This window comes from Streptomyces sp. NPDC006197 (assembly GCF_040613865.1).
Taxonomy (GTDB): Bacteria; Actinomycetota; Actinomycetes; order Streptomycetales; family Streptomycetaceae; genus Streptomyces.
Genome location: NZ_JBEXSZ010000147.1, coordinates 1 through 20,596 on the forward strand (window position 1 = coordinate 1; position 20,596 = coordinate 20,596).

Genomic DNA, 20,596 nt, shown 5'->3' on the forward strand with positions numbered 1-20,596 from the left:
CCCGCACCACCCGTGCGGCGCGCAACGGGGTGCGGGTTCAGGCGCGGGAGCCTCTGGCGCCGGCAAGGGGCGCCGTTCCGTTGTGCCCACCCGTTCCGCCCCAGCGGAACGATTGCCCACAACGGGGGTGGGCGTCGCCCCGGCGGAATGAATGCCCACAACGGGCGGGGGTACGGCGAAGGGCCCGGTGCCTCTGGGGGAGGTCGGGCCCTTCGTCGTGGGGTTTACGCCTTGCGGAGGCGGAAGGTGAGTCCGAGGCCCTCGTCCTCGAACGGCGCGCCGTACGTCGCGTCCGCCTCGCCCTGCGCGTAGTCCGTCGCCAGGACCTCGTCCGCGATCAGGGACGCGTGGGCCGTCAGCGCGTCCACCGTCTCCGCGGACGTGGACGTCCACCGCAGCGCGATGCGGTCCGCGACGTCCAGGCCGCTGTTCTTGCGGGCCTCCTGGATCAGGCGGATCGCGTCACGGGCCAGGCCGGCGCGCCGGAGCTCCGGGGTGATCTCCAGGTCCAGGGCCACCGTCGCGCCCGCGTCGGAGGCGACCGACCAGCCCTCACGGGGGGTCTCCGTGATGATGATCTCCTCCGGGGTGACGGTGACGTCCTCGCCGTTCACCGAGAGCGTCGCCTCGCCGGAGCGCAGCGCCAGCGAGAGGGCCGCCGCATCGGCCGCGGCCACCGCCTTGGCCACGTCCTGGACGCCCTTGCCGAAGCGCTTGCCCAGGGCCCGGAAGTTCGCCTTCGCCGTCGTGTCGACGAGCGAGCCGCCGACCTCCGACAGGGAGGCGAGCGAGGAGACGTTGAGCTCCTCCGTGATCTGGGCCTGGAGCTCCGGCGACAGGGACGTGAACCCGTTCGCCGCGACCAGCGCGCGGGACAGCGGCTGGCGGGTCTTCACGCCGGACTCCGCGCGCGTCGCCCGGCCCAGCTCGACCAGGCGGCGGACGAGGAGCATCTGCTCGGAGAGGGTGCCGTCGATCAGGGCGGCGTCGGCCTCGGGCCACGTCGAGAGGTGGACCGACTCCGGGGCGTCGGGGGTCACCGGGACGACCAGGTCCTGCCAGACCCGCTCCGTGATGAAGGGGGTCAGCGGGGCCATCAGGCGGGTGACCGTCTCGATGACGTCGTGGAGGGTGCGGAGGGCGGAGGCGTCGCCCTGCCAGAAGCGGCGGCGGGAGCGGCGCACGTACCAGTTGGAGAGGTCGTCGACGAAGGCCGAGACCAGCTTGCCGGTGCGCTGGGTGTCGTACGCCTCCATCGCCTCGGTGGTCTCGGCGACCAGCGTGTTCAGCTCGGAGAGCAGCCAGCGGTCGAGGACCGTGCGGTCGGCCGGCGCCGGGTCGGCGGCGCTGGGCGCCCAGCCGGACGTGCGGGCGTACAGCGCCTGGAAGGCGACCGTGTTCCAGTAGGTGAGGAGGGTCTTGCGCACCACCTCCTGGATCGTGCCGTGGCCCACCCGGCGCGCCGCCCACGGCGAGCCGCCGGCCGCCATGAACCAGCGGACCGCGTCGGCGCCGTGCTGGTCCATGAGCGGGATCGGCTGGAGGATGTTGCCCAGGTGCTTGGACATCTTCCGGCCGTCCTCGGCGAGGATGTGGCCCAGGCAGACCACGTTCTCGTAGGACGACTTGTCGAAGACGAGGGTGCCGACGGCCATCAGCGTGTAGAACCAGCCACGGGTCTGGTCGATGGCCTCGGAGATGAACTGGGCGGGGTAGCGGGACTCGAAGAGTTCCTTGTTCTCGTACGGGTAGCCGTACTGCGCGAACGGCATCGAGCCCGAGTCGTACCAGGCGTCGATGACCTCCGGCACGCGGACGGCTTCGAGGGAGCAGCCCTCGGCCGGGCACGGGAAGGTGACCGCGTCGATGTACGGGCGGTGCGGGTCGAGCTCCGACTGGTCGGTGCCCGTCAGCTCGGTGAGCTCCGCGCGCGAGCCCACGCAGGTCAGGTGGTCGTCCTCGCAGCGCCAGATCGGCAGCGGGGTGCCCCAGTAGCGGTTGCGGGAGAGCGCCCAGTCGATGTTGTTGTTCAGCCAGTCGCCGAAGCGGCCGTGCTTGACCGAGTCCGGGAACCAGTTCGTCTTCTCGTTCTCTTCGAGGAGACGGTCCTTCACGGCGGTCGTACGGATGTACCAGGACGGCTGCGCGTAGTAGAGCAGGGCCGTGTGGCAGCGCCAGCAGTGCGGGTAGCTGTGCTCGTACGCGATGTGCTTGAAGAGCAGGCCGCGCGCGTCCAGGTCGGCGGTGAGCGCCTCGTCGGCCTTCTTGAAGAAGACGCCGCCGACCAGCGGCACGTCCTCCTCGAAGGTGCCGTCGGGGCGGACCGGGTTCACGACCGGCAGGCCGTACGCCTTGCAGACCTTGAGGTCGTCCTCACCGAAGGCGGGGGACTGGTGGACCAGACCCGTGCCGTCCTCGGTCGTGACGTACTCGGCGTTGACCACGTAGTGGGCCGGGGCGTCGAAGGGGATCAGCTCGAAGGGGCGCTGGTACGTCCAGCGCTCCATCTCCGCGCCCGTGAAGGACTCGCCCGTGGTGACCCAGCCCTCGCCGAGCGCCTTCTCGACCAGCGGCTGGGCGACGACGACGCGCTCGTCGCCGTCCGTGGCGACCACGTACGTCACCTCGGGGTGCGCGGCGACCGCCGTGTTGGACACCAGGGTCCAGGGGGTCGTCGTCCAGACCAGGAGCGCCGCCTTGCCCGCGAGGGGGCCGGACGTGAGCGGGAAGCGCACGTACACGGAGGGGTCGACGACCGTCTCGTAGCCCTGGGCCAGCTCGTGGTCGGAGAGGCCGGTGCCGCAGCGGGGGCACCAGGGGGCGACGCGGTGGTCCTGGACGAGCAGGTCCTTGTCGAAGATCTGCTTGAGGGACCACCAGACCGACTCGATGTACGAGGGGTCCATGGTCCGGTAGGCGTCGTCGAGGTCGACCCAGTAGCCCATGCGGGTCGTGAGCTCGGCGAAGGCGTCGGTGTGGCGGGTCACGGACTCGCGGCACTTGGCGTTGAACTCGGCGATGCCGTACGCCTCGATGTCCTTCTTGCCGGAGAAGCCGAGCTCCTTCTCGACGGCGAGCTCGACCGGCAGGCCGTGGCAGTCCCAGCCGGCCTTGCGGGCCACGTGGTAGCCGCGCATGGTCCGGAAGCGGGGGAACACGTCCTTGAAGACGCGGGCCTCGATGTGGTGGGCGCCGGGCATGCCGTTGGCGGTGGGCGGGCCCTCGTAGAACACCCACTCGGGGCGTCCCTCGGACTGCTCCAGGGTCTTCGCGAAGACCTTGCTCTCGCGCCAGAAATCGAGCACGTCGTGCTCCAGCGCGGGCAGGTCGACCTGGGCGGGCACCTGGCGGTACTGCGACATCGATCTTCCTCCGGCGGACGGTTCTCTTCCGTCGGAGGGACGAGAGCACTGCTCCCGCGGTACCACCCTCCTTGGCCCCGGACGTGATCGCCCTGAGCCCCCTCATTGGGGTCGCGACGCCGGGTCTAGTCACCGCCCTGTCGTGCGGCTTTCTTCCGACGGCTCCGGGGTGATGCTTCACATCGGGCTCGCCCCCGGGCTCTCACCGTCCCCGGGTCGCTCATGGCTGCTTGCGACGCTACTCGTCCCCATCCACGCCTTTCGCTGTGGCCAGTGTACGGGGCCCGGGGGCGGGCGGCAGACCGGTTTTCCCGTGACCCGAATGGCCACACGGGGTGTGCCGGACTTCCGTTTCGGCCATGTGGGGGAGGGGCGGGACGGATAACCGGGCGGGGAGCTGGGCACAACGGAGGCAGGCTCGCCCCGCGGGGAGCGGGGGCGGGTGGGAACGGCGGCGTGCCCCGTTGCCGCGGGCCTTGGGCCGATTTATCGTCCCAGCACGATTCGCGAGCAAGATCACAAAATGTGAAGGGGCCGCGACATGGTGGCGAAGAAGACCGCCGCGAAGAAGACCCCGGTCGCCGGTTCCGCCGGTGCGGCCGAGGTCGCCAAGGACGTGGCCGGCAAGAAGTCGACGGTCGACGGGAAGTCGGTCGCGGTCGCCGAGAAGACGCCCGCCAGGAAGACCGTCGCGAAGAAGGCCGTGGCGAAGGAGACCGTCGCGAAGAAGGCGCCGGCCAGGAAGGCCGCGGCCCGGAAGACGGTCGCCGAGGACGCGGCCCCGAAGGACGCCGCCCCCGGCGGGGCCGGTGCGGCGGTCTCCGCCCCCGACGCCTCCGCCCCGAAGACGCCCGCCAAGAAGGCCGTGGCGAAGAAGGCGGCCGCCAGGAAGGCGCCCGCCGCCAAGAAGCAGACAGGAGCCAGGACGGTGGCAGCGAAGAAGACCGCGGGTGGCGTCACGACCGTCGGGGACGAGGCGGCGGTGCCCCCGGCACGGGCCGGTGAGCTCGCGGTGCGGCCCGGCGAGGACCCCTGGACGCCGGAGGAGGTCGCCGAGGCCCGCAGCGGGCTCCAGGCGGAGGTGCTGCGGCTGCGCAGCGAGCTCGTCCACTCCCAGGAGGAGCTGACCGGCCTGATGCGGGACTCGGGCGACGGCGCGGGGGACGACCAGGCCGACACGGGCACCAAGAACATCACGCGCGAGCACGAGCTGGCCCTCGCCGCGAACGCCCGGGAGATGCTGGAGCAGACCGAGCACGCCCTGGAGCGGCTCGACGCGGGCACGTACGGCCTGTGCGAGGTGTGCGGGAAGCCGATCGGCAAGGCGCGGATGCAGGCCTTCCCGCGGGCCACGCTCTGCGTCGAGGACAAACAGCGACAGGAGCGGCGCGGCTGACGATCTCGGCTGCCGGTCTCGTACGCCTGTGCCGTACCCTCGACGCACGGTCAGGCATCGAGGTCGAGGGACTCACTCACGTGGCAGAGGCGGAGCGCATCATCGGTACGCCGGATTCAGCAGGGGCCGACGAGACGGCCGCCTCCGACGAGTCGACGGCCCGCGAGGAGACCGCGGCCCCGGGCGGCGCGTCGGACCACGACGGCACGCCGGCCCCCGACGGCGCGGCCGCTCCGGAGGAGCGGCCCAGGGGCAGGCGCAGGATCGTCGCCCTCTTCGTCGTGGCCGTGCTCGCCTACCTGCTCGACCTCGGCAGCAAGATGCTGGTGGTCGCCAAGCTGGAGGGCCACGAGCCGATCGACCTGATCGGCGACCTGCTGCGGCTCGACGCCATCCGCAACCCGGGTGCCGCCTTCGGCATGGGCGAGGCCTTCACGATCATCTTCACCTGCATCGCGGCCGCCGTGATCGTCGTGATCATCCGGCTGGCGCGGAAGCTCTACAGCCTGCCCTGGGCGATCGCGCTCGGCCTGCTGCTCGGCGGCGCGCTCGGCAACCTCACGGACCGGATCTTCCGCTCGCCGGGCGTCTTCGAGGGCGCGGTCGTGGACTTCATCGCTCCCGCGCACTTCGCCGTCTTCAACCTCGCCGACTCGGCGATCGTCTGCGGCGGCATCCTGATCGTCATCCTGTCGTTCCGGGGCCTGGACCCCGACGGCACCGTCCACAAGGACTGAGCCCGACCACGGCGGAAGACAAGGTGTCTTCCGCACAAGGCATACTCGACGGGTGAGTACGAGTCCCGAGATCCGCACGCTGCCCGTTCCCGATGGCCTGGAGGGCGAGCGCGTCGACGCCGCCATCGCCCGTATGTTCGGGTTCTCCCGTACGAAGGCGGCCGAGCTGGCCGCCGCAGGGAAGGTCCAGGTCGACGGCTCCGTCGTCGGCAAGTCCGAGCGGGTCAGCGGCGGCGCGTGGCTCGAGGTCGAGATGCCGGGCGCGGCCGCGCCCGTGCAGGTCGTCGCCGAGCCCGTCGAGGGCATGGAGATCGTCCACGACGACGACGACATCGTCGTGATCATGAAGCCGATCGGCGTCGCCGCGCACCCCAGCCCCGGCTGGACCGGCACCACGGTCATCGGCGGCCTCGCCGCCGCCGGGTACCGCATCTCCACCTCCGGCGCCGCCGAGCGCCAGGGCATCGTGCACCGCCTCGACGTCGGCACCTCCGGTCTGATGGTGGTCGCCAAGTCGGAGTACGCGTACACCTCGCTCAAGCGCCAGTTCAAGGAGCGCACGGTCGACAAGCGCTACCACGCGCTGGTCCAGGGCCACCCGGACCCGATGAGCGGCACCATCGACGCGCCGATCGGCCGGCACCCGAACCACGACTACAAGTGGGCGGTCACCGCCGACGGCAAGGCCTCCGTCACGCACTACGACCTCATCGAGGCGTACCGCTCGGCCTCGCTGCTCGACATCAAGCTGGAGACGGGCCGCACCCACCAGATCCGGGTGCACATGTCCGCCCACCGCCACCCCTGCGTCGGCGACCTCACCTACGGCGCCGACCCGACGCTCGCCAAGCGCCTCGGCCTGACCCGGCAGTGGCTGCACGCCGTCCGCCTCGGCTTCGAGCACCCGGGCGACGGGTCCTGGGTCGAGTTCGCCAGCACCTACCCCGAGGACCTGCAGAAGGCCCTCGACCGGATCGCGTCGGAGAGCCGGTGACCGCCCCGTACAGCGTCCGCGAGGCGCTCGGGGACGAGGACCGGGAGGCCTGCTTCGCGGTGCGCCGCGAGGTCTTCGTCGAGGAGCAGGGCGTCCCGCAGGAGCTGGAGTACGACACGTACGACGCGACCGCGGTGCACGTGCTCGCGATGGGCGCGGACGGACTGCCGCTGGGCACCGGCCGCCTGCTGCACGGGGCGGACGCGGTCGGCAAGACCGGCGCCGACGCCTCCGTCGGCTCCCTCGGCCGGCTCGCCGTCGCCAAGGCCGCCCGCGGTCTCGGGGTCGGCGCGGCGCTCGTGCGGGGCATCGAGGACGCGGCGCGCGAGCGCGGTCTGAGCGCCGTCGACCTCCACGCGCAGACCCACGCGCTGGGCTTCTACGAGCGGCTGGGCTACGTGGCGTACGGGCCCGAGTTCCCGGACGCGGGGATGCCGCACCGGGCCATGCGACGCGCGCTGTAGCGGGCATGGCGAAGGGCCGGTCCGGGAGGACAGGCCCTGGAGGAGGACCCGGGGGTGCGCCCGGGCCGGGTGTCGGTTACTTGAAGGTGTGGCACCCGTGCGGGCGCTCGTCGACGGGGCCGGTGCACTGACCGCTCTGGCCGCCACCGTTTCCGCCGTTGGTCGGCGGGTGCGGGGTCGCCAGTGCTGCCGAGCCGGCGCCGAGCACGCCGGTGATGGCCAGCACCAGAGCGGCCGCGCGGCGCCCGATGTGCTGCTTCAGCATGACATCCTCCTGGCGAGTGGTCGGAATGTCCCTTTTATGATAGGGCCTCCGACTTGTTGCCCGCCTGGAGAGGACACCGTGGACCAGCTCGCCCTGCTGTTCCTGCTGCTGCTCGGCGCCTTGCTCACCGTTCCCCTCGGGGAACGGCTGGGGCTGCCCGCGCCGGTCCTGATGACCCTCGTCGGGATCGTGCTGGCCTTCCTGCCCTTCGTGCCGAACGTCGAGATCCCGCCGGAGTTCATCCTCCCGCTGGTGCTGCCGCCCCTGCTGTACGCCTCCGTGCAGCGGACCTCCTGGCGGCAGTTCGCGGCCAACAGACGGCCCATCTTCCTGCTCGCGGTCGCCCTGGTCTTCGTCACCACCGCAGCCGTCGGCGCGGTCGCGCACTCGCTCGTGCCCGGCCTCCCGCTGGCCGCCGCCCTGGCGCTCGGCGCCCTCGTCGCGCCGCCGGACCCGGTCGCCGCGACCGCCGTGGCCGGCTCGCTCGGGCTGCCCCGCAGGCTCGTGTCGATCCTGGAGGGCGAGGGGCTCTTCAACGACGTCACCGCCATCGTGCTCTACCACGTGGCGATCGCCGCCGTCGTCAGCGGCTCCTTCTCCTGGCCCGAGGCGCTCGGCCAGTTCGCGCTCTCCGCCGTGGTCGCCGTGGCCGTCGGCCTGGCGCTCGGCTGGCTCGCCAACAAGCTCATCGGACTGCTCGGCGACGCCACCCTGCAGACCGGCCTCACCCTCCTCGTCCCCTTCGTGAGCTACGTCGTCGCCGAGGAGCTGCACGGCTCCGGTGTCCTCGCCGTCCTGCTCACCGCGCTCTTCCTGGCCGAACACGCGGCCGACGCCGACGACGTCATGGGCCGGCTCGCCGGACAGACCTTCTGGCAGATCGTCGACACCCTCGTCACCGGCATCGCCTTCGGCCTCATCGGCCTGGAGCTCATCCACGTCTTCGGGGTCGCCGAGGGGCGTGGCCGGGAGATGCTCGGCTGGGGTGCCGCCGTCGTCGGCGTGGTCGTCGGCGTCCGTCTCCTCTGGCTGCTTCCCGCCACCTGGCTGGCGAAGCGGCTGCACACGCTCCGGGACGTCGACGAGGAGATCCCGATGAGCTGGCGGGAGACCGTCGTCATGTGGTGGGCGGGGATGCGCGGGGTGGCCTCGGTCGCGCTGGCGCTCGCCATCCCGCTCCGCACCGACGACGGCGCGCCCTTCCCCGGCCGCGACCAGATCGTCTTCATCGCCTTCTGTGTGATCATCGCCACTCTCGTCTTCCAGGGCCTCACGCTGCCCTGGCTGGTCAGGCGGCTCGGGGTGCGGGCCGACGCGGACGCCGAGCGCGCCCTGGAGCGCGAGCTCGCGATCCGGGCCGCGAAGGCCGCCAAGCGCAGGCTCAAGGAGATCGAGGAGGTCGAGGAGCTGCCCGAGGAGGTCCAGGAGCGGCTGATGCGCGGGGCGTACGACATCGGGGCACGGATCAGCCCGGACATGGTGGACGACGAGCGGCGGGCCGCCTTCGTGGAGCGGACGAAGCGGTTCAAGGCGGTGCAGCGGATCCAGCGGGAGCTGATGTCGGCCGCCCGGCACGAGGTCCTCGCGGCACGCAGCGAACCCGGCGCCGACCCCGAGGTGGTGGACCGGGTGCTGCGCCACCTGGACGTGCGCAGCATGCGCTGACGGCCGGGCCCGTCGGCGCCGGCCCGGGCCCGTGGGCGGCGCGGGGCCCGTCGGTGGCGGGGGCCGGGGGCTGTCGGAGGCGGGTGGCAGGATGGGAGGCATGGACATCATGCTCTTCCACTCGGCCTACGGGCTGACCCCTTCCGTCGAGGCGGCCGCCGAGCGGCTCCGGGCCGCCGGGCACCAGGTCTGGACGCCGGACCTCTACGACGGCCGGACGGTCGGGACCGTCGAGGAGGGCGTGAAGCTCCGGGACGAGATCGGCAAGGACGAGCTGCTGAAGCGTGCGGTCCTGGCCGCCGCCCCCTACTCCGAGCGGGGCCTGGTCTACATGGGCCTCTCCCTCGGGGCCTCGATCGCGCAGACCCTGGCGCTCGGGGACGAGAAGGCGCGCGGGCTGCTGCTGTTCCACGGCACCTCGGACCTCGCGGAGTCCGCCTCGGTGGACGAGCTGCCGGTCCAGCTGCACGTGGCCGAGCCCGACCCCTTCGAGACGGACGACTGGCTGTCCTCCTGGTACCTCCAGATGCGCAGGGCGGGGGCGGAGGTGGAGGTCTACCGCTATCGGGGCGCGGGGCACATCTACACGGACCCGGAGCTGCCCGACTGGGACGAGGAGGCGGCGGAGCGGACCTGGTCGGTGGCGCTCGCCTTCCTCGGCGAGCTGTAGGACCGTACGGAAAAGGGGTGTGGCCCCGGGGAGTTCCCCGGGGCCACACCCGTGTTCTGCGGACGGACCGTCAGGCGCGGTACGCGACCCAGGAGTCGTTCATGCGGGTCACCTGGCCCGAGGTGAACTGGTACATGCAGGAGTCGTACGTGTAGTCCATGAAGTTGTGGATCGGGTCCACACCGGCCTTGGAGGCGCAGGAGTCACGGCCGGTCGGGCACTCGTACGCGGGGCTCTTCTCGGCCGGGGTGTCGGCGACGTAGTCGCCGTTGCCCGTGCAGCCGCCCTGGAAGGTGTGGTACAGGCCCATCCAGTGGCCGACCTCGTGGGTGGCGGTGTCGCCCTCGTCGTAGTTGGCGGCGGAGCCGCCCGGGAGCGAGGAGTCGAGGATGACGACGCCGTCCATCTTCGGCTGGGACGCGTAGGAGCTGGGGAAGGTCGCCCAGCCGAGCAGTCCGCCGCCGAGCTTGGCGGTGTAGATGTTCAGGGCGTTCGCGCCGCCCTTGCGCAGGGTGTTCTTCATGTCCTTCTCGGCCTGCGAGCCGGAGGACAGGTTGTACCAGGTGGCGTTGTCCGTGTAGTCGGTCGCGGCCAGCGAGAACTGGAAGCCCGTGTTCACGTTGCCGGTGCCCTGGCCCGCGTAGGCGGCGTTGAGGACGGCCATCTGGTTGCTGACGTCCGTGGCGCTGAGCTTGCCCGTCGTGCCGCTGTGGATCACGTGGAAGTAGACGGGGATGGTGGCGCCGGCGGCGGCGGTGGTGGCGCTGAGGCGGCCGGAGTTCCGGGCGGTGGCGACCTTCTTCTTCAGGTCGTCGTCCATGGCCTTGGCCTGGGCGGCGGTGACGTCGTTGGGCTCGGCCTTGGTGGCGTCGCCCTTCGCCTTGCGGGCGCCGGACAGGGCGGTGGTGCCGTCCGCGCACTTCTCGGCCGACGCCAGCGTGGTGGTCGACGGGGTGGCCGCCGGGGCGGACAGCGGGGCCAGGGCCAGGGTTCCGGCCATGACGGCGGTGCCGATCATACGACGCGACATACGCGGTGATATGCGGACGAGAGCACGCACGGTGACTCCTTGCGGGGGGTTGTGGAGAGGGACTTCCTCGCCACCGCCCGGAGATTACGCGTCCATGTCAGAGGTCGTTGAGCATTGATCAAGCCCAATCATTCGTGGGGCAATTCGGGTCATCGGGAAGAAAAACTTGCGTCGCTTCCAGGGTTTGAGACGCGGACGTAACGAACGAAGTGACAGAGGCGGGTGGTGTGTCCGGATTCGATCTCCGGAACCCACCACCCGCCGTAGTGATGTGATCTCCCGTTAACACAAGAGATCATGGCTGAAAATCGCCCTTCGGGTGACGGTCACAGCACCGGCTGGTACACCCGCTCGACACGCTGCGTTCCGCTCAGCGTCCGGTACGAGCGCGCCCAGGCCGCCGTCGCGGCCGGATCCGTCTTGTCGGAGACCGTGTAGTAGTCCATCTGCGAACGCGCGGCGGTCACGTCGAGCACTCCGTACCCGTGGTGGTCCATGTCCACCCACTTCACATGGCGGTTGGCGGCCTTCACGGCGCCCGCGGCCACCACCGAGAGCGTGCCCGGGGCCACGTGCAGCAGGTCGTCCAGGTTGTCCGAGGTCACCGAGGTGACCACGAACTCGGTCGCCGCCGACTCCGAGAGCGGATACGTCGCGGCCTTCACCGGCACGTCGTTGGCCCAGGCCATGTGGATGTCGCCGGTCAGGAAGACCGTGTTCCGGATCGCCCGCGAGGTCAGGTGCGCGAGCAGCTCCTTGCGGTCGTCGGTGTAGCCGTCCCACTGGTCGACGTTGACCGCGAGTCCCTCCTTCGGCAGGCCGAGGAGTCCGGCGAGCGGCTCCAGGAGGTACGCCGGCAGCGAGCCGAAGGCGACCGGCGAGATCATCACCGAGGTGCCGACCAGCTGCCAGGTCGCGTCCGAACCGGCGAGCCCGGCCTTGAGCCAGTCCAGCTGCGCGCGGCCGGTGATGCTCCGCTCCGGGTCGTCGACCGTGCCGCTGCCCGTCTTCGCCGGCGCGGACCGGAACGAACGCAGGTCGAGCAGATGCAGATCGGCCAGCCTGCCGAAGCTCAGGCGGCGGAAGACCGTGCCCTCCGTGGAGGCGCGGACCGGCATCCACTCGAAGTAGGCCTGCTTCGCGGCGGCCACCCGGGCCGCCCACTCGCCCTCGGCGCCCGGGGTGTGGTTCTCGGCCCCGCCCGACCAGGCGTCGTTGGCGAACTCGTGGTCGTCCCAGATGGCGATCACCGGGTGCGCCGCGTGCAGCGCCTGGAGGTCGGCGTCCGTCTTGTACTTCCCGTGCCGGGTGCGGTAGTCGGCGAGCGAGACGATCTCGTGGCGCGGCTCGTGCTGCCGGACGACGTACTTCGCCTCGGGGTAGGCGCCGGTGGCGTACTCGTACAGGTAGTCGCCGAGGTGGAGGACCGCGTCCAGGTCGGCGCGGGCCGCGAGGTGGCGGTACGCGGAGAAGTGGCCGGACTCCCAGTTGGCGCAGGAGACCACGCCGAAGCGGACACCGGGCGCGGCGGCGTCGGCGGCGGGCGCGGTGCGGGTGCGGGCGGCCGGGGAGACGACGGCGCCCACGGTGAAGCGGAACCAGTAGGCGGTGGCCGGGCGCAGGCCCCGGACGTCGGCCTTCACCGTGTGGTCGGAGGCGGCGCTCGCCGTGGTGGTGCCGGAGGCGACGACCCGGGCGAAGGCGCGGTCCTCGGCGAGTTCCCAGCCGACCTGGACGTCGGGACCGAGGCCCGATCCGGGCACGGCCTCGGGGGTGGGGGTGACGCGCGTCCAGAGCAGGACGCCGTCGGGCAGCGGGTCGCCGGAGGCGACGCCGTGGAGGAAGGCGGGTGCCCCGGTGTCCGCGAGCGCCGGGGAGGCCGCGCCCAGGAGGACGGGCGCGACGGCGGCGGTGGCGGCGGCGGCCTTGACGACCGAGCGCCGGGTGGGGGCGGAGGATATGAAACGACTGGTCACGGGCAGTCAGATTACTGACGGGTACGCCCGAGGGGCAGGCGAATTCCGGAAGTTCGCCCACTCGTCGCCCGGGGGACGCCTGGGTCCCGTAACGCCCAGGCGTCCACGGGGCGCGGCGTCAGGACTTGAGGGCCGCGTCGATCGCCGTGTCGAAATCGGCCACCGTCACCGGCGGGTCGTCCGTGCCCCGGACGGTGACGGGCTTGCCGTCCATCTTCAGCGTCGGGGTGCCCCGCACCCCGCTGGCGTCGAAGGCCTTCGACATCTTCATCGCCCACGCGTCGAAGGTGCCGTCCTCGACGTTCTTCCGGAACTCGGCGTTGCCCTTGAGGGCCGGGACCGAGTCCGCCACCTCCAGCAGATAGGAGTCCTTGGCGAACCTGTCGTCCTTCTCCTCCGGGTGGAACTCCGTCGAGTACAGGGCGGACTTGTACTTCAGGAAGGCCTCGGGGCTGACGTTCAGCGCGGCGCCCAGCGCCGAGAGGGCGTTCTTCGAGCCCTCGCCCGGGATGCCGTCGTCGATGAAGGTGGCGCCGACGTACCGGATCTTGTACTTGCCGGCCTCGACGTCCTTCTCGACCGTGGAGCCCACGGCCTGCTCGAAGGTGGCGCAGACCGGGCAGCGCGAGTCCTCGTACAGCTCCAGGGTCTTCTTCGCGGAGTCCTTGCCGATGACGACGGTCGTGCCGTTCGTGCCCGTGGTGTTCTTCGGGGCCGTCACGGTCTTCGCGTCGGCCACCGCCTCCCAGTGGGAGGGCTTGTTCGACTGGACCACCGCGTAGCCGATGCCGCCGGCGGCGGCCAGGACGGCCACGGCCGAGACGCCGACGACGAGCTGCCGGCGGGCCCGGTCCTTCTTCGCCTGGCGCTCGCGCTCCTCGCGCAGGCGCTCGCGGGCGGCGGCCTTGTTGGCGTGGCTGTTGCGTGCACTCATGATCGTGATCTCCGTGAAGGGTGTGGGAAAGGCAGGGGGACGCGTCGGGGCCCGCTCAGACGGGAGCGAGCACCGGACGCGGCGGCCCCCGCCGCCCGACGGAGTGCACGAGGAGCCGGGCACGGGAGGACCGGGGCCGCTCGACGGGCCGCCCGGCCCGCCGCGGCGCCGGACCGGCGGCCCGGAAGAAGGCCGCCACGAGCAGCAGCGGCCGGAACGCGAAGGCCTCCACCGCGCGGAGCAGCCGGGCGAGCGCCCGCTCGCCGCCGCGCAGCCAGCAGGCCGCCGAGAGCCCCAGGCCCACATGGGCCAGGAGCAGCAGCCAGGGCAGCGCCGGGTCGGGGGAGTCGAGCAGGGCGGCCGCGCTCCCGCTCTCCGGGGTCACCACGCCGGGCAGCGGCGTGCCGACGGCGCCGCCGCAGAACACCTCCACGCCCACCGAGCGCAGCGAACCGGCGACCGGGCCGCCGGCGGGTCCGTAACAGACCGCCTGACCGCTGGTGAAGAGGGTGTCGGCGGCCAGCTCCAGCGGGACGAGGAGCCCGGCGATCGGGCCGAGGCCGCGCTCGCGGCCGGCCAGCGCGTACGCCACGGCGAAGACGCCGACCGCGACCGGGGCGACCGTCCCGAGCGGCAGCGGCACGCGGGAGAGCAGCACGTGGGACGCCACGGACAGCGTCACGACCAGTGCCGTGAAGAACGCCGCCCGCAGCGCCCTCAGCTGCGTCCCTGCCGTGTCCATCGTCGTGGAGTGTCCCATGCGGGCCCGTAAGGGGTCCCTAAACAGAACCTGTGGACGGTCGCACCGGCCCCTGCGGTCCCGCTCTACAGCCCCGGGATCCGGCCGTTGCGGAAGAGGTCCACGAAGATCTGGTGGTCCGCCCGCGCCCGCGCCCCGTAGGCGTGCGCGAAGTCGACCAGCAGCTCGGCGAAGCCCTCCTCGTCGGCGGCGATCGCCGCGTCGATGGCCCGCTCCGTGGAGAACGGGACCAGGGAGTGGCCGCTGGAGTCGTCCGCCGCCGCGTGCATCGTGGCCGTCGCCCGGCCCAGGTCGGCGACGGTGGCCGCGATGTCCTGCGGGTCGTCGATGTCCGACCAGTCCAGGTCCACCGCGTACGGCGACACCTCGGCGACCAGCTGCCCGGAGCCGTCCAGCTCGGTCCAGCCCAGCCACGGGTCGGCATGCGCCTGGAGCGCCCGCTGCGAGATCACCGTGCGGTGCCCCTCGTGGTGGAAGTACCCGCGCACCGCCGCGTCGGTGACGTGCCGCGAGACCGCGGGGGTCTGCGCCTGCTTCAGGTAGATCACGACGTCGTTCTCCAGGGCGTCGGTGTGACCCTCCAGGAGGATGTTGTACGAGGGGAGGCCGGCCGAGCCGATGCCGATCCCGCGCCGCCCGACGACGTCCTTCACCCGGTACGAGTCGGGGCGGGCGAGGGAGGACTCCGGCAGGGTCTCCAGGTAGCCGTCGAAGGCGGCGAGGACCTTGTACCGGGTGGCCGCGTCCAGCTCGATCGCGCCGCCGCCCGCCGCGAAGCGCCGCTCGAAGTCGCGGATCTCGGTCATCGAGTCGAGCAGCCCGAAGCGGGTCAGCGCCCGGGCCTCGCGCAGGGCGCCGAGCAGCGCCCCGTCGGCGGTCTCCAGGGTGAAGGCGGGGACCTCGTCGCCCTTGGCGCCGGTCGCGAGGGCGTGGATCCGCTCGCGGTAGGCCGCGGCGTAGATCCGGACCAGGTGGGTGATCTGCTCGTCGCTGAGCGCCTTGGCGTAGCCGATCAGGGCGAGCGAGGCCGCGAGCCGCTTCAGGTCCCAGGTGAAGGGGCCGACGTACGCCTCGTCGAAGTCGTTGACGTTGAAGACGAGGCGGCCGTTGGCGTCCATGTACGTGCCGAAGTTCTCGGCGTGGAGGTCGCCGTGGATCCAGACCCGGCCGGTCCGCTCGTCCAGGTACGGGCCGCCCTCCCGGCGCTCCCCCTCCAGGTCCGCGTAGAAGAGGCACGCGGTGCCGCGGTAGAAGGCGAAGGCGGAACCGGCCATCTTCCGGAACTTGACGCGGAAGGCCGCGGGATCGGCGGCGAGGAGCTCGCCGAAGGCGGTGTCGAAGACGGCGAGGATGTGCTCACCGCGCTCGGCTGCGGTGGGCTGCGGGACCGACATCGAGGGTGCCTCCAGGTGCAGGGCGTGGTGCAAGGATGTGCAAGACAATTGGGACAGGCGCTCCCTGTCTCCCAACGCGCGACGGTACCCCCGAGTGCCCGTGATCTGTCAGTCGGCCGACGTAGACTTCGACGCTGTCCCCCCAGAAGTTCATCGCCGGAGGCCTCCCCCGTGACCAAGCCGCCCTTCACGCACCTCCACGTCCACACCCAGTACTCGCTGCTGGACGGTGCCGCGCGGCTGAAGGACATGTTCAACGCGTGCAACGAGATGGGCATGACCCACATCGCCATGTCCGACCACGGCAACCTGCACGGGGCGTACGACTTCTTCCACTCGGCGAAGAAGGCCGGGGTCACGCCGATCATCGGCATCGAGGCGTACGTCGCCCCGGAGTCCCGGCGCAACAAGCGGAAGATCCAGTGGGGCCAGCCGCACCAGAAGAAGGACGACGTCTCCGGTTCCGGCGGTTACACCCACAAGACCATCTGGGCGGCGAACGCCACCGGCCTGCACAACCTCTTCAAGCTCTCCTCCGACGCCTACGCCGAGGGCTGGCTGCAGAAGTGGCCCCGGATGGACAAGGAGACCATCTCCCAGTGGTCCGAGGGCCTGATCGCCTCCACCGGCTGCCCCTCCGGCGAGCTCCAGACCCGACTGCGCCTCGGCCAGTTCGACGAGGCCCTGAAGTCCGCCTCCGAGTACCAGGACATCTTCGGCAAGGACCGCTACTTCCTGGAGCTGATGGACCACGGCATCGAGATCGAGCGCCGGGTCCGCGACGGGCTCCTGGAGATCGGCAAGAAGCTCGGCATCCCGCCGCTGGTCACGAACGACTCGCACTACACGTACGCGCACGAGGCCGGCGCGCACGACGCCCTCCTCTGCATCCAGACCGGCAAGAACCTCTCGGACCCGGACCGCTTCAAGTTCGACGGCACCGGCTACTACCTGAAGTCCACGGACGAGATGTACGCCATCGACTCCTCGGACGCCTGGCAGGAGGGCTGCGCGAACACGCGGCTCGTGGCCGACCAGATCGACGTCACCGGCATGTTCGAGGCCAAGAACCTCATGCCGAAGTTCGACATCCCCGAGGGCTACACCGAGGTCACCTGGTTCCGCGAGGAGACCATGCGGGGCATGCACCGCCGCTTCCCGAACGGGATCCCGGAGGACCGCATGAAGCAGGTCGAGTACGAGATGGACACCATCATCTCGATGGGCTTCCCCGGCTACTTCCTCGTCGTCGCCGACTTCATCATGTGGGCGAAGAAGCAGGGCATCGCCGTCGGCCCCGGCCGGGGCTCCGCGGCCGGCTCGATCGTCGCGTACGCCATGGGCATCACCGACCTCGACCCGATCCCGCACGGCCTGATCTTCGAGCGCTTCCTCAACCCCGAGCGCATCTCGATGCCCGATGTCGACATCGACTTCGACGAGCGTCGGCGCGTCGAGGTGATCCGGTACGTGACGGAGAAGTACGGCTCCGACAAGGTCGCCATGATCGGCACGTACGGAAAGATCAAGGCGAAGAACGCCATCAAGGACTCCGCGCGCGTCCTCGGCTACCCGTACGCCATGGGCGACCGGCTCACCAAGGCCATGCCCGCCGACGTCCTCGGCAAGGGCATCGACCTCAACGGCATCACCGACCCCTCGCACCCGCGCTACAGCGAGGCCGGCGAGATCCGCGCGATGTACGAGAACGAGCCGGACGTCAAGAAGGTCATCGACACCGCCCGGGGCGTCGAGGGCCTGGTCCGCCAGATGGGCGTGCACGCCGCCGGCGTGATCATGTCCAGCGAGCCGATCGTCGACCACGCCCCGATCTGGGTGCGGCACACCGACGGCGTCACCATCACGCAGTGGGACTACCCGCAGTGCGAGTCGCTCGGCCTGCTGAAGATGGACTTCCTCGGCCTGCGCAACCTGACGATCATGGACGACGCCGTCAAGATGGTGAAGTCCAACAAGGGGATCGACATCGATCTCCTGGCGCTGCCGCTCGACGACGCGAAGACCTTCGAACTGCTCCAGCGCGGTGACACCCTCGGCGTCTTCCAGTTCGACGGCGGGCCGATGCGCTCGCTGCTGCGGCTGATGAAGCCCGACAACTTCGAAGACATCTCCGCCGTGTCCGCCCTGTACCGGCCGGGCCCGATGGGCATGAACTCGCACACGAACTACGCCCTGCGCAAGAACGGCCAGCAGGAGATCACCCCGATCCACCCCGAGCTGGAGAAGCCGCTCGAAGAGGTGCTCGCGGTCACCTACGGCCTCATCGTGTACCAGGAGCAGGTGCAGAAGGCCGCCCAGATCATCGCCGGCTACTCGCTCGGCGAGGCCGACATCCTCCGTCGCGTCATGGGCAAGAAGAAGCCCGAGGAGCTGGCGAAGAACTTCACCATCTTCCAGGCCGGCGCCAAGAAGAACGGCTACAGCGACGAGGCCATCCAGGCCCTCTGGGACGTCCTGGTCCCCTTCGCCGGCTACGCCTTCAACAAGGCGCACTCCGCCGCGTACGGCCTGGTCTCCTACTGGACCGCCTACCTCAAGGCGAACCACCCGGCCGAGTACATGGCGGGACTGCTCACCTCGGTCAAGGACGACAAGGACAAGTCCGCGGTCTACCTCAACGAGTGCCGCCGCATGGGCATCAAGGTCCTGCCGCCCAACGTGAACGAGTCCGAGTCGAACTTCGCCGCCCAGGGCGACGACGTGATCCTCTTCGGCCTCTCCGCCATCCGGAACGTCGGCACCAACGTCGTCGAGTCGATCATCAAGACGCGCAAGGCCAAGGGGAAGTACTCCTCCTTCCCCGACTTCCTCGACAAGGTCGAGGCCGTCGTCTGCAACAAGCGGACGGTCGAGTCGCTGATCAAGGCCGGCGCCTTCGACGAGATGGGCCACACCCGCAAGGGCCTGGTCGCCCACCACGAACCCATGATCGACAACGTGGTGGCGGTCAAGCGCAAGGAGGCCGAGGGACAGTTCGACCTCTTCGGCGGGATGGGTGAGGAGGCGAGCGACGAGCCGGGCTTCGGCCTGGACGTCGAGTTCTCCGACGTCGAGTGGGAGAAGTCGTACCTGCTCGCCCAGGAGCGCGAGATGCTCGGCCTCTACGTCTCCGACCACCCGCTCTTCGGCATCGAGCACGTCCTGTCCGACAAGACGGACGCGGCGATCTCCCAGCTGACCGGCGGCGAGCACGGCGACGGCGCGGTCGTCACCATCGGCGGCATCATCTCCGGCCTCCAGCGCAAGATGACCAAGCAGGGCAACGCCTGGGCGATCGCCACCGTCGAGGACCTGGCCGGCTCCATCGAGTGCATGTTCTTCCCGGCCACGTACCAGCTGGTCTCCACCCAGCTGGTCGAGGACACGGTCGTCTTCGTGAAGGGGCGGCTGGACAAGCGCGAGGACGTGCCCCGGCTCGTCGCCATGGAGCTGATGGTCCCCGACCTGTCGAACGCCGGGACCAACGCGCCGGTGGTCCTCACCATCCCGACGGTCAAGGTGACCCCGCCGATGGTCAGCAGGCTCGGCGAGATCCTCAAGCACCACAAGGGCAACACCGAGGTGCGGATCAAGCTCCAGGGCCCCCGGAAGACGACCGTCCTCCGGCTCGACCGGCACCGGGTGCAGCCCGACCCGGCGCTCTTCGGAGACCTGAAGGTGCTGCTCGGCCCGTCCTGCCTGGCCGGCTGAGCCCACTCCGCACACGCGCAAGGGGCGCGCCCGTCGTCACGGGCGCGCCCCTTTGCCGTCGGTCGCTTCGGAAGGCCTCAGTTGTGGCCGAAGCGCTTCTGGCGACCCTTGCGGGCCATGTCACCGGGTGTGACCTGGCTCGCGCGCTGCTCGGCCTGCGATTCCAGCGCGGACTGCTGTGCCTGCTGCGTGCCGCGCTCGGCGGGCGACTGCTGCTTCTGACCGCGGGTCTGGTTGCGGTTCTTGGCCATGGGGATGCCTCCTCAAAGGGTCCTAGGGGCCAGGGCCGCTGTCAGACTCACATACGGCACGAACCGCCGCATGTTGGATCATTACGGACCGTAAGGGCCCGCCGGGACGTGCTATCCGCCACGCCGATGATCCAGTTCCGACGGTCAAGCCCCCGGCGGTCGGGCAGACTCGAAGGAAACCCGAAGCACCTTCCGATCCCGATTCCGATCCCGAGCCGACCCCGAGGCTCACGAAAGAGGGTGGAACACGTGGACCGCTGCGTCGTCCTGGTGGACGCCGGCTATCTGCTGGGCGCCGCCGCCAGTCTCCTCGCCGGGGAACCGGCCCGTTCCAGGATCACCGTCGACCACGCCGGCCTGATCCAGCAGCTGCGGCAGCGCGCCGAGGCCGAGACCGCGCTGCCCCTCCTGAGGATCTACTGGTTCGACGGCGCGCCCGACCGGGTGCCCCAGCCCGAGCACCGCAGACTGCGCGTGATGCCCCGCGTCACCGTCCGGCTCGGTGCTCTGACCCGGAGCGACGGGCGCTGGGCGCAGAAGGGCGTCGACGCGGCCATGCACACCGAGCTGACCGAGCTCGCCAGGAACAGGGCCTGCTCCGACATCGTGCTCGTCACCGGAGACGGCGATCTGCTGCCCGGTCTCATGTCGGCCAAGGAGCACGGCGTCGCCGTCCACCTGTGGGCCGTCCAGGCCGCCGACGGCGACTACAACCAGTCCGAGGACCTCGTCGCCGAGGCCGACGAGCGGCGGGTCCTCGACCGGGCCTGGATCACCCGCGCCGTCCGCGCCAAGGAGCTCACCGGCCTCTGCGCGCCGCCGCCCGCCCCGCGCCCGGAGATCGCCGCCATCCTCTCCGCGCCGCTGCCCGAGGCGGCCCTCGCCGCCTCCGCCGAACGGGCCGCCGAGGCCGCCGCCGTGGGCGCCCGGGACGGGGCACCGGCATCGGCGTCCGCGTCCTGGAGGCCGAGGCCGCGGACCTGCCCC

At 70.9% G+C, this 20,596-nt stretch carries 16 protein-coding genes; 8 read left to right on the top strand and 8 right to left on the bottom strand.

Annotated features, from left to right (window positions below):
* Positions 1 to 224: 224 nt before the first annotated feature.
* Positions 225 to 3,362, bottom strand: a complete 3,138-nt coding sequence (gene ileS, locus ABZ318_RS32380) for an isoleucine--tRNA ligase (protein ID WP_356906008.1) — start codon at positions 3,360 to 3,362, stop codon at positions 225 to 227.
* A gap of 541 nt (positions 3,363 to 3,903) precedes the next feature.
* On the opposite strand from ileS, the gene ABZ318_RS32385 reads away from it, so the two are divergent.
* The 4 genes from ABZ318_RS32385 (at position 3,904) to ABZ318_RS32400 (ending at position 6,953) form a co-directional block, all read left to right on the top strand.
* Positions 3,904 to 4,758, top strand: coding sequence for a TraR/DksA C4-type zinc finger protein (locus ABZ318_RS32385; protein WP_356906009.1), 855 nt, complete (start codon positions 3,904 to 3,906; stop codon positions 4,756 to 4,758).
* Between the two features lie 80 nt (positions 4,759 to 4,838).
* On the top strand, positions 4,839 to 5,495 hold the full coding sequence (gene lspA, locus ABZ318_RS32390; RefSeq protein ID WP_356906010.1) for a signal peptidase II: 657 nt from the start codon (positions 4,839 to 4,841) through the stop codon (positions 5,493 to 5,495).
* 52 nt (positions 5,496 to 5,547) lie between these two features.
* Positions 5,548 to 6,489, top strand: a complete 942-nt coding sequence (locus ABZ318_RS32395) for an RluA family pseudouridine synthase (RefSeq protein WP_356906011.1) — start codon at positions 5,548 to 5,550, stop codon at positions 6,487 to 6,489.
* Positions 6,486 to 6,953 (top strand): GNAT family N-acetyltransferase, encoded by a 468-nt coding sequence (locus ABZ318_RS32400; RefSeq protein ID WP_356906012.1) that lies wholly within the window; start codon positions 6,486 to 6,488, stop codon positions 6,951 to 6,953. Before ABZ318_RS32395 ends, ABZ318_RS32400 begins: the two co-directional genes overlap by 4 nt.
* Before the next feature lie 76 nt (positions 6,954 to 7,029).
* Here ABZ318_RS32400 and ABZ318_RS32405 read toward each other — a convergent pair whose 3' ends face one another.
* Positions 7,030 to 7,218 (bottom strand): hypothetical protein, encoded by a 189-nt coding sequence (locus ABZ318_RS32405; protein ID WP_356906013.1) that lies wholly within the window; start codon positions 7,216 to 7,218, stop codon positions 7,030 to 7,032.
* Between the two features lie 78 nt (positions 7,219 to 7,296).
* On the opposite strand from ABZ318_RS32405, the gene ABZ318_RS32410 reads away from it, so the two are divergent.
* Together ABZ318_RS32410 and ABZ318_RS32415 are read left to right on the top strand one after the other, a co-directional pair.
* On the top strand, positions 7,297 to 8,883 hold the full coding sequence (locus tag ABZ318_RS32410) for a Na+/H+ antiporter (protein WP_356906014.1): 1,587 nt from the start codon (positions 7,297 to 7,299) through the stop codon (positions 8,881 to 8,883).
* Positions 8,884 to 8,983: 100 nt separating this feature from the next.
* Positions 8,984 to 9,553 carry a dienelactone hydrolase family protein gene (locus ABZ318_RS32415; RefSeq protein WP_356906015.1) on the top strand — a complete coding sequence of 190 codons (570 nt, stop codon included), beginning with the start codon at positions 8,984 to 8,986 and terminating at the stop codon, positions 9,551 to 9,553.
* 70 nt (positions 9,554 to 9,623) lie between these two features.
* On the opposite strand, the gene ABZ318_RS32420 is transcribed toward ABZ318_RS32415, so the two are convergent.
* The 5 genes from ABZ318_RS32420 to ABZ318_RS32440 form a co-directional block, all read right to left on the bottom strand.
* Positions 9,624 to 10,571 (bottom strand): zinc metalloprotease, encoded by a 948-nt coding sequence (locus ABZ318_RS32420; protein WP_356906016.1) that lies wholly within the window; start codon positions 10,569 to 10,571, stop codon positions 9,624 to 9,626.
* Between the two features lie 338 nt (positions 10,572 to 10,909).
* Complete coding sequence (locus tag ABZ318_RS32425) at positions 10,910 to 12,559, bottom strand: alkaline phosphatase D family protein (RefSeq protein WP_356906017.1); 1,650 nt, start codon at positions 12,557 to 12,559, stop codon at positions 10,910 to 10,912.
* A gap of 118 nt (positions 12,560 to 12,677) precedes the next feature.
* On the bottom strand, positions 12,678 to 13,493 hold the full coding sequence (locus ABZ318_RS32430; RefSeq protein ID WP_356906018.1) for a thioredoxin domain-containing protein: 816 nt from the start codon (positions 13,491 to 13,493) through the stop codon (positions 12,678 to 12,680).
* 55 nt (positions 13,494 to 13,548) lie between these two features.
* Positions 13,549 to 14,235 carry a hypothetical protein gene (locus tag ABZ318_RS32435; RefSeq protein ID WP_356906019.1) on the bottom strand — a complete coding sequence of 229 codons (687 nt, stop codon included), beginning with the start codon at positions 14,233 to 14,235 and terminating at the stop codon, positions 13,549 to 13,551.
* 83 nt (positions 14,236 to 14,318) lie between these two features.
* Positions 14,319 to 15,647, bottom strand: coding sequence for a DUF2252 domain-containing protein (locus ABZ318_RS32440; RefSeq protein ID WP_356906020.1), 1,329 nt, complete (start codon positions 15,645 to 15,647; stop codon positions 14,319 to 14,321).
* Between the two features lie 171 nt (positions 15,648 to 15,818).
* Between ABZ318_RS32440 and dnaE the strand changes: the two genes are divergently transcribed.
* A complete protein-coding gene (gene dnaE / locus ABZ318_RS32445; RefSeq protein ID WP_356906021.1) occupies positions 15,819 to 19,358 on the top strand; it encodes a DNA polymerase III subunit alpha in 3,540 nt (1,179 codons plus the stop codon).
* Between the two features lie 77 nt (positions 19,359 to 19,435).
* On the opposite strand, the gene ABZ318_RS32450 is transcribed toward dnaE, so the two are convergent.
* Positions 19,436 to 19,609 (bottom strand): hypothetical protein, encoded by a 174-nt coding sequence (locus tag ABZ318_RS32450; protein ID WP_356906022.1) that lies wholly within the window; start codon positions 19,607 to 19,609, stop codon positions 19,436 to 19,438.
* A 240-nt stretch (positions 19,610 to 19,849) separates the two neighbouring features.
* Here ABZ318_RS32450 and ABZ318_RS32455 point away from each other — a divergent pair.
* Positions 19,850 to 20,596: NYN domain-containing protein (locus tag ABZ318_RS32455; protein ID WP_356906023.1), on the top strand; the 747-nt coding region annotated here is incomplete at its 3' end.

Bases quoted from the DNA above. Each gene is read 5' to 3' on its own strand.
- ileS (WP_356906008.1), bottom strand. From the start codon at position 3,362: ATGTCGCAGTACCGCCAGGTGCCCGCCCAGGTCGACCTGCCCGCGCTG.
- ABZ318_RS32415 (WP_356906015.1), top strand. From the start codon at position 8,984: ATGGACATCATGCTCTTCCACTCGGCCTACGGGCTGACCCCTTCCGTC.
- ABZ318_RS32405 (WP_356906013.1), bottom strand. From the start codon at position 7,218: ATGCTGAAGCAGCACATCGGGCGCCGCGCGGCCGCTCTGGTGCTGGCC.
- ABZ318_RS32440 (WP_356906020.1), bottom strand. From the start codon at position 15,647: ATGTCGGTCCCGCAGCCCACCGCAGCCGAGCGCGGTGAGCACATCCTC.
- ABZ318_RS32385 (WP_356906009.1), top strand. From the start codon at position 3,904: ATGGTGGCGAAGAAGACCGCCGCGAAGAAGACCCCGGTCGCCGGTTCC.
- ABZ318_RS32430 (WP_356906018.1), bottom strand. From the start codon at position 13,493: ATGAGTGCACGCAACAGCCACGCCAACAAGGCCGCCGCCCGCGAGCGC.
- ABZ318_RS32435 (WP_356906019.1), bottom strand. From the start codon at position 14,235: ATGGACACGGCAGGGACGCAGCTGAGGGCGCTGCGGGCGGCGTTCTTC.
- ABZ318_RS32420 (WP_356906016.1), bottom strand. From the start codon at position 10,571: ATGATCGGCACCGCCGTCATGGCCGGAACCCTGGCCCTGGCCCCGCTG.
- ABZ318_RS32450 (WP_356906022.1), bottom strand. From the start codon at position 19,609: ATGGCCAAGAACCGCAACCAGACCCGCGGTCAGAAGCAGCAGTCGCCC.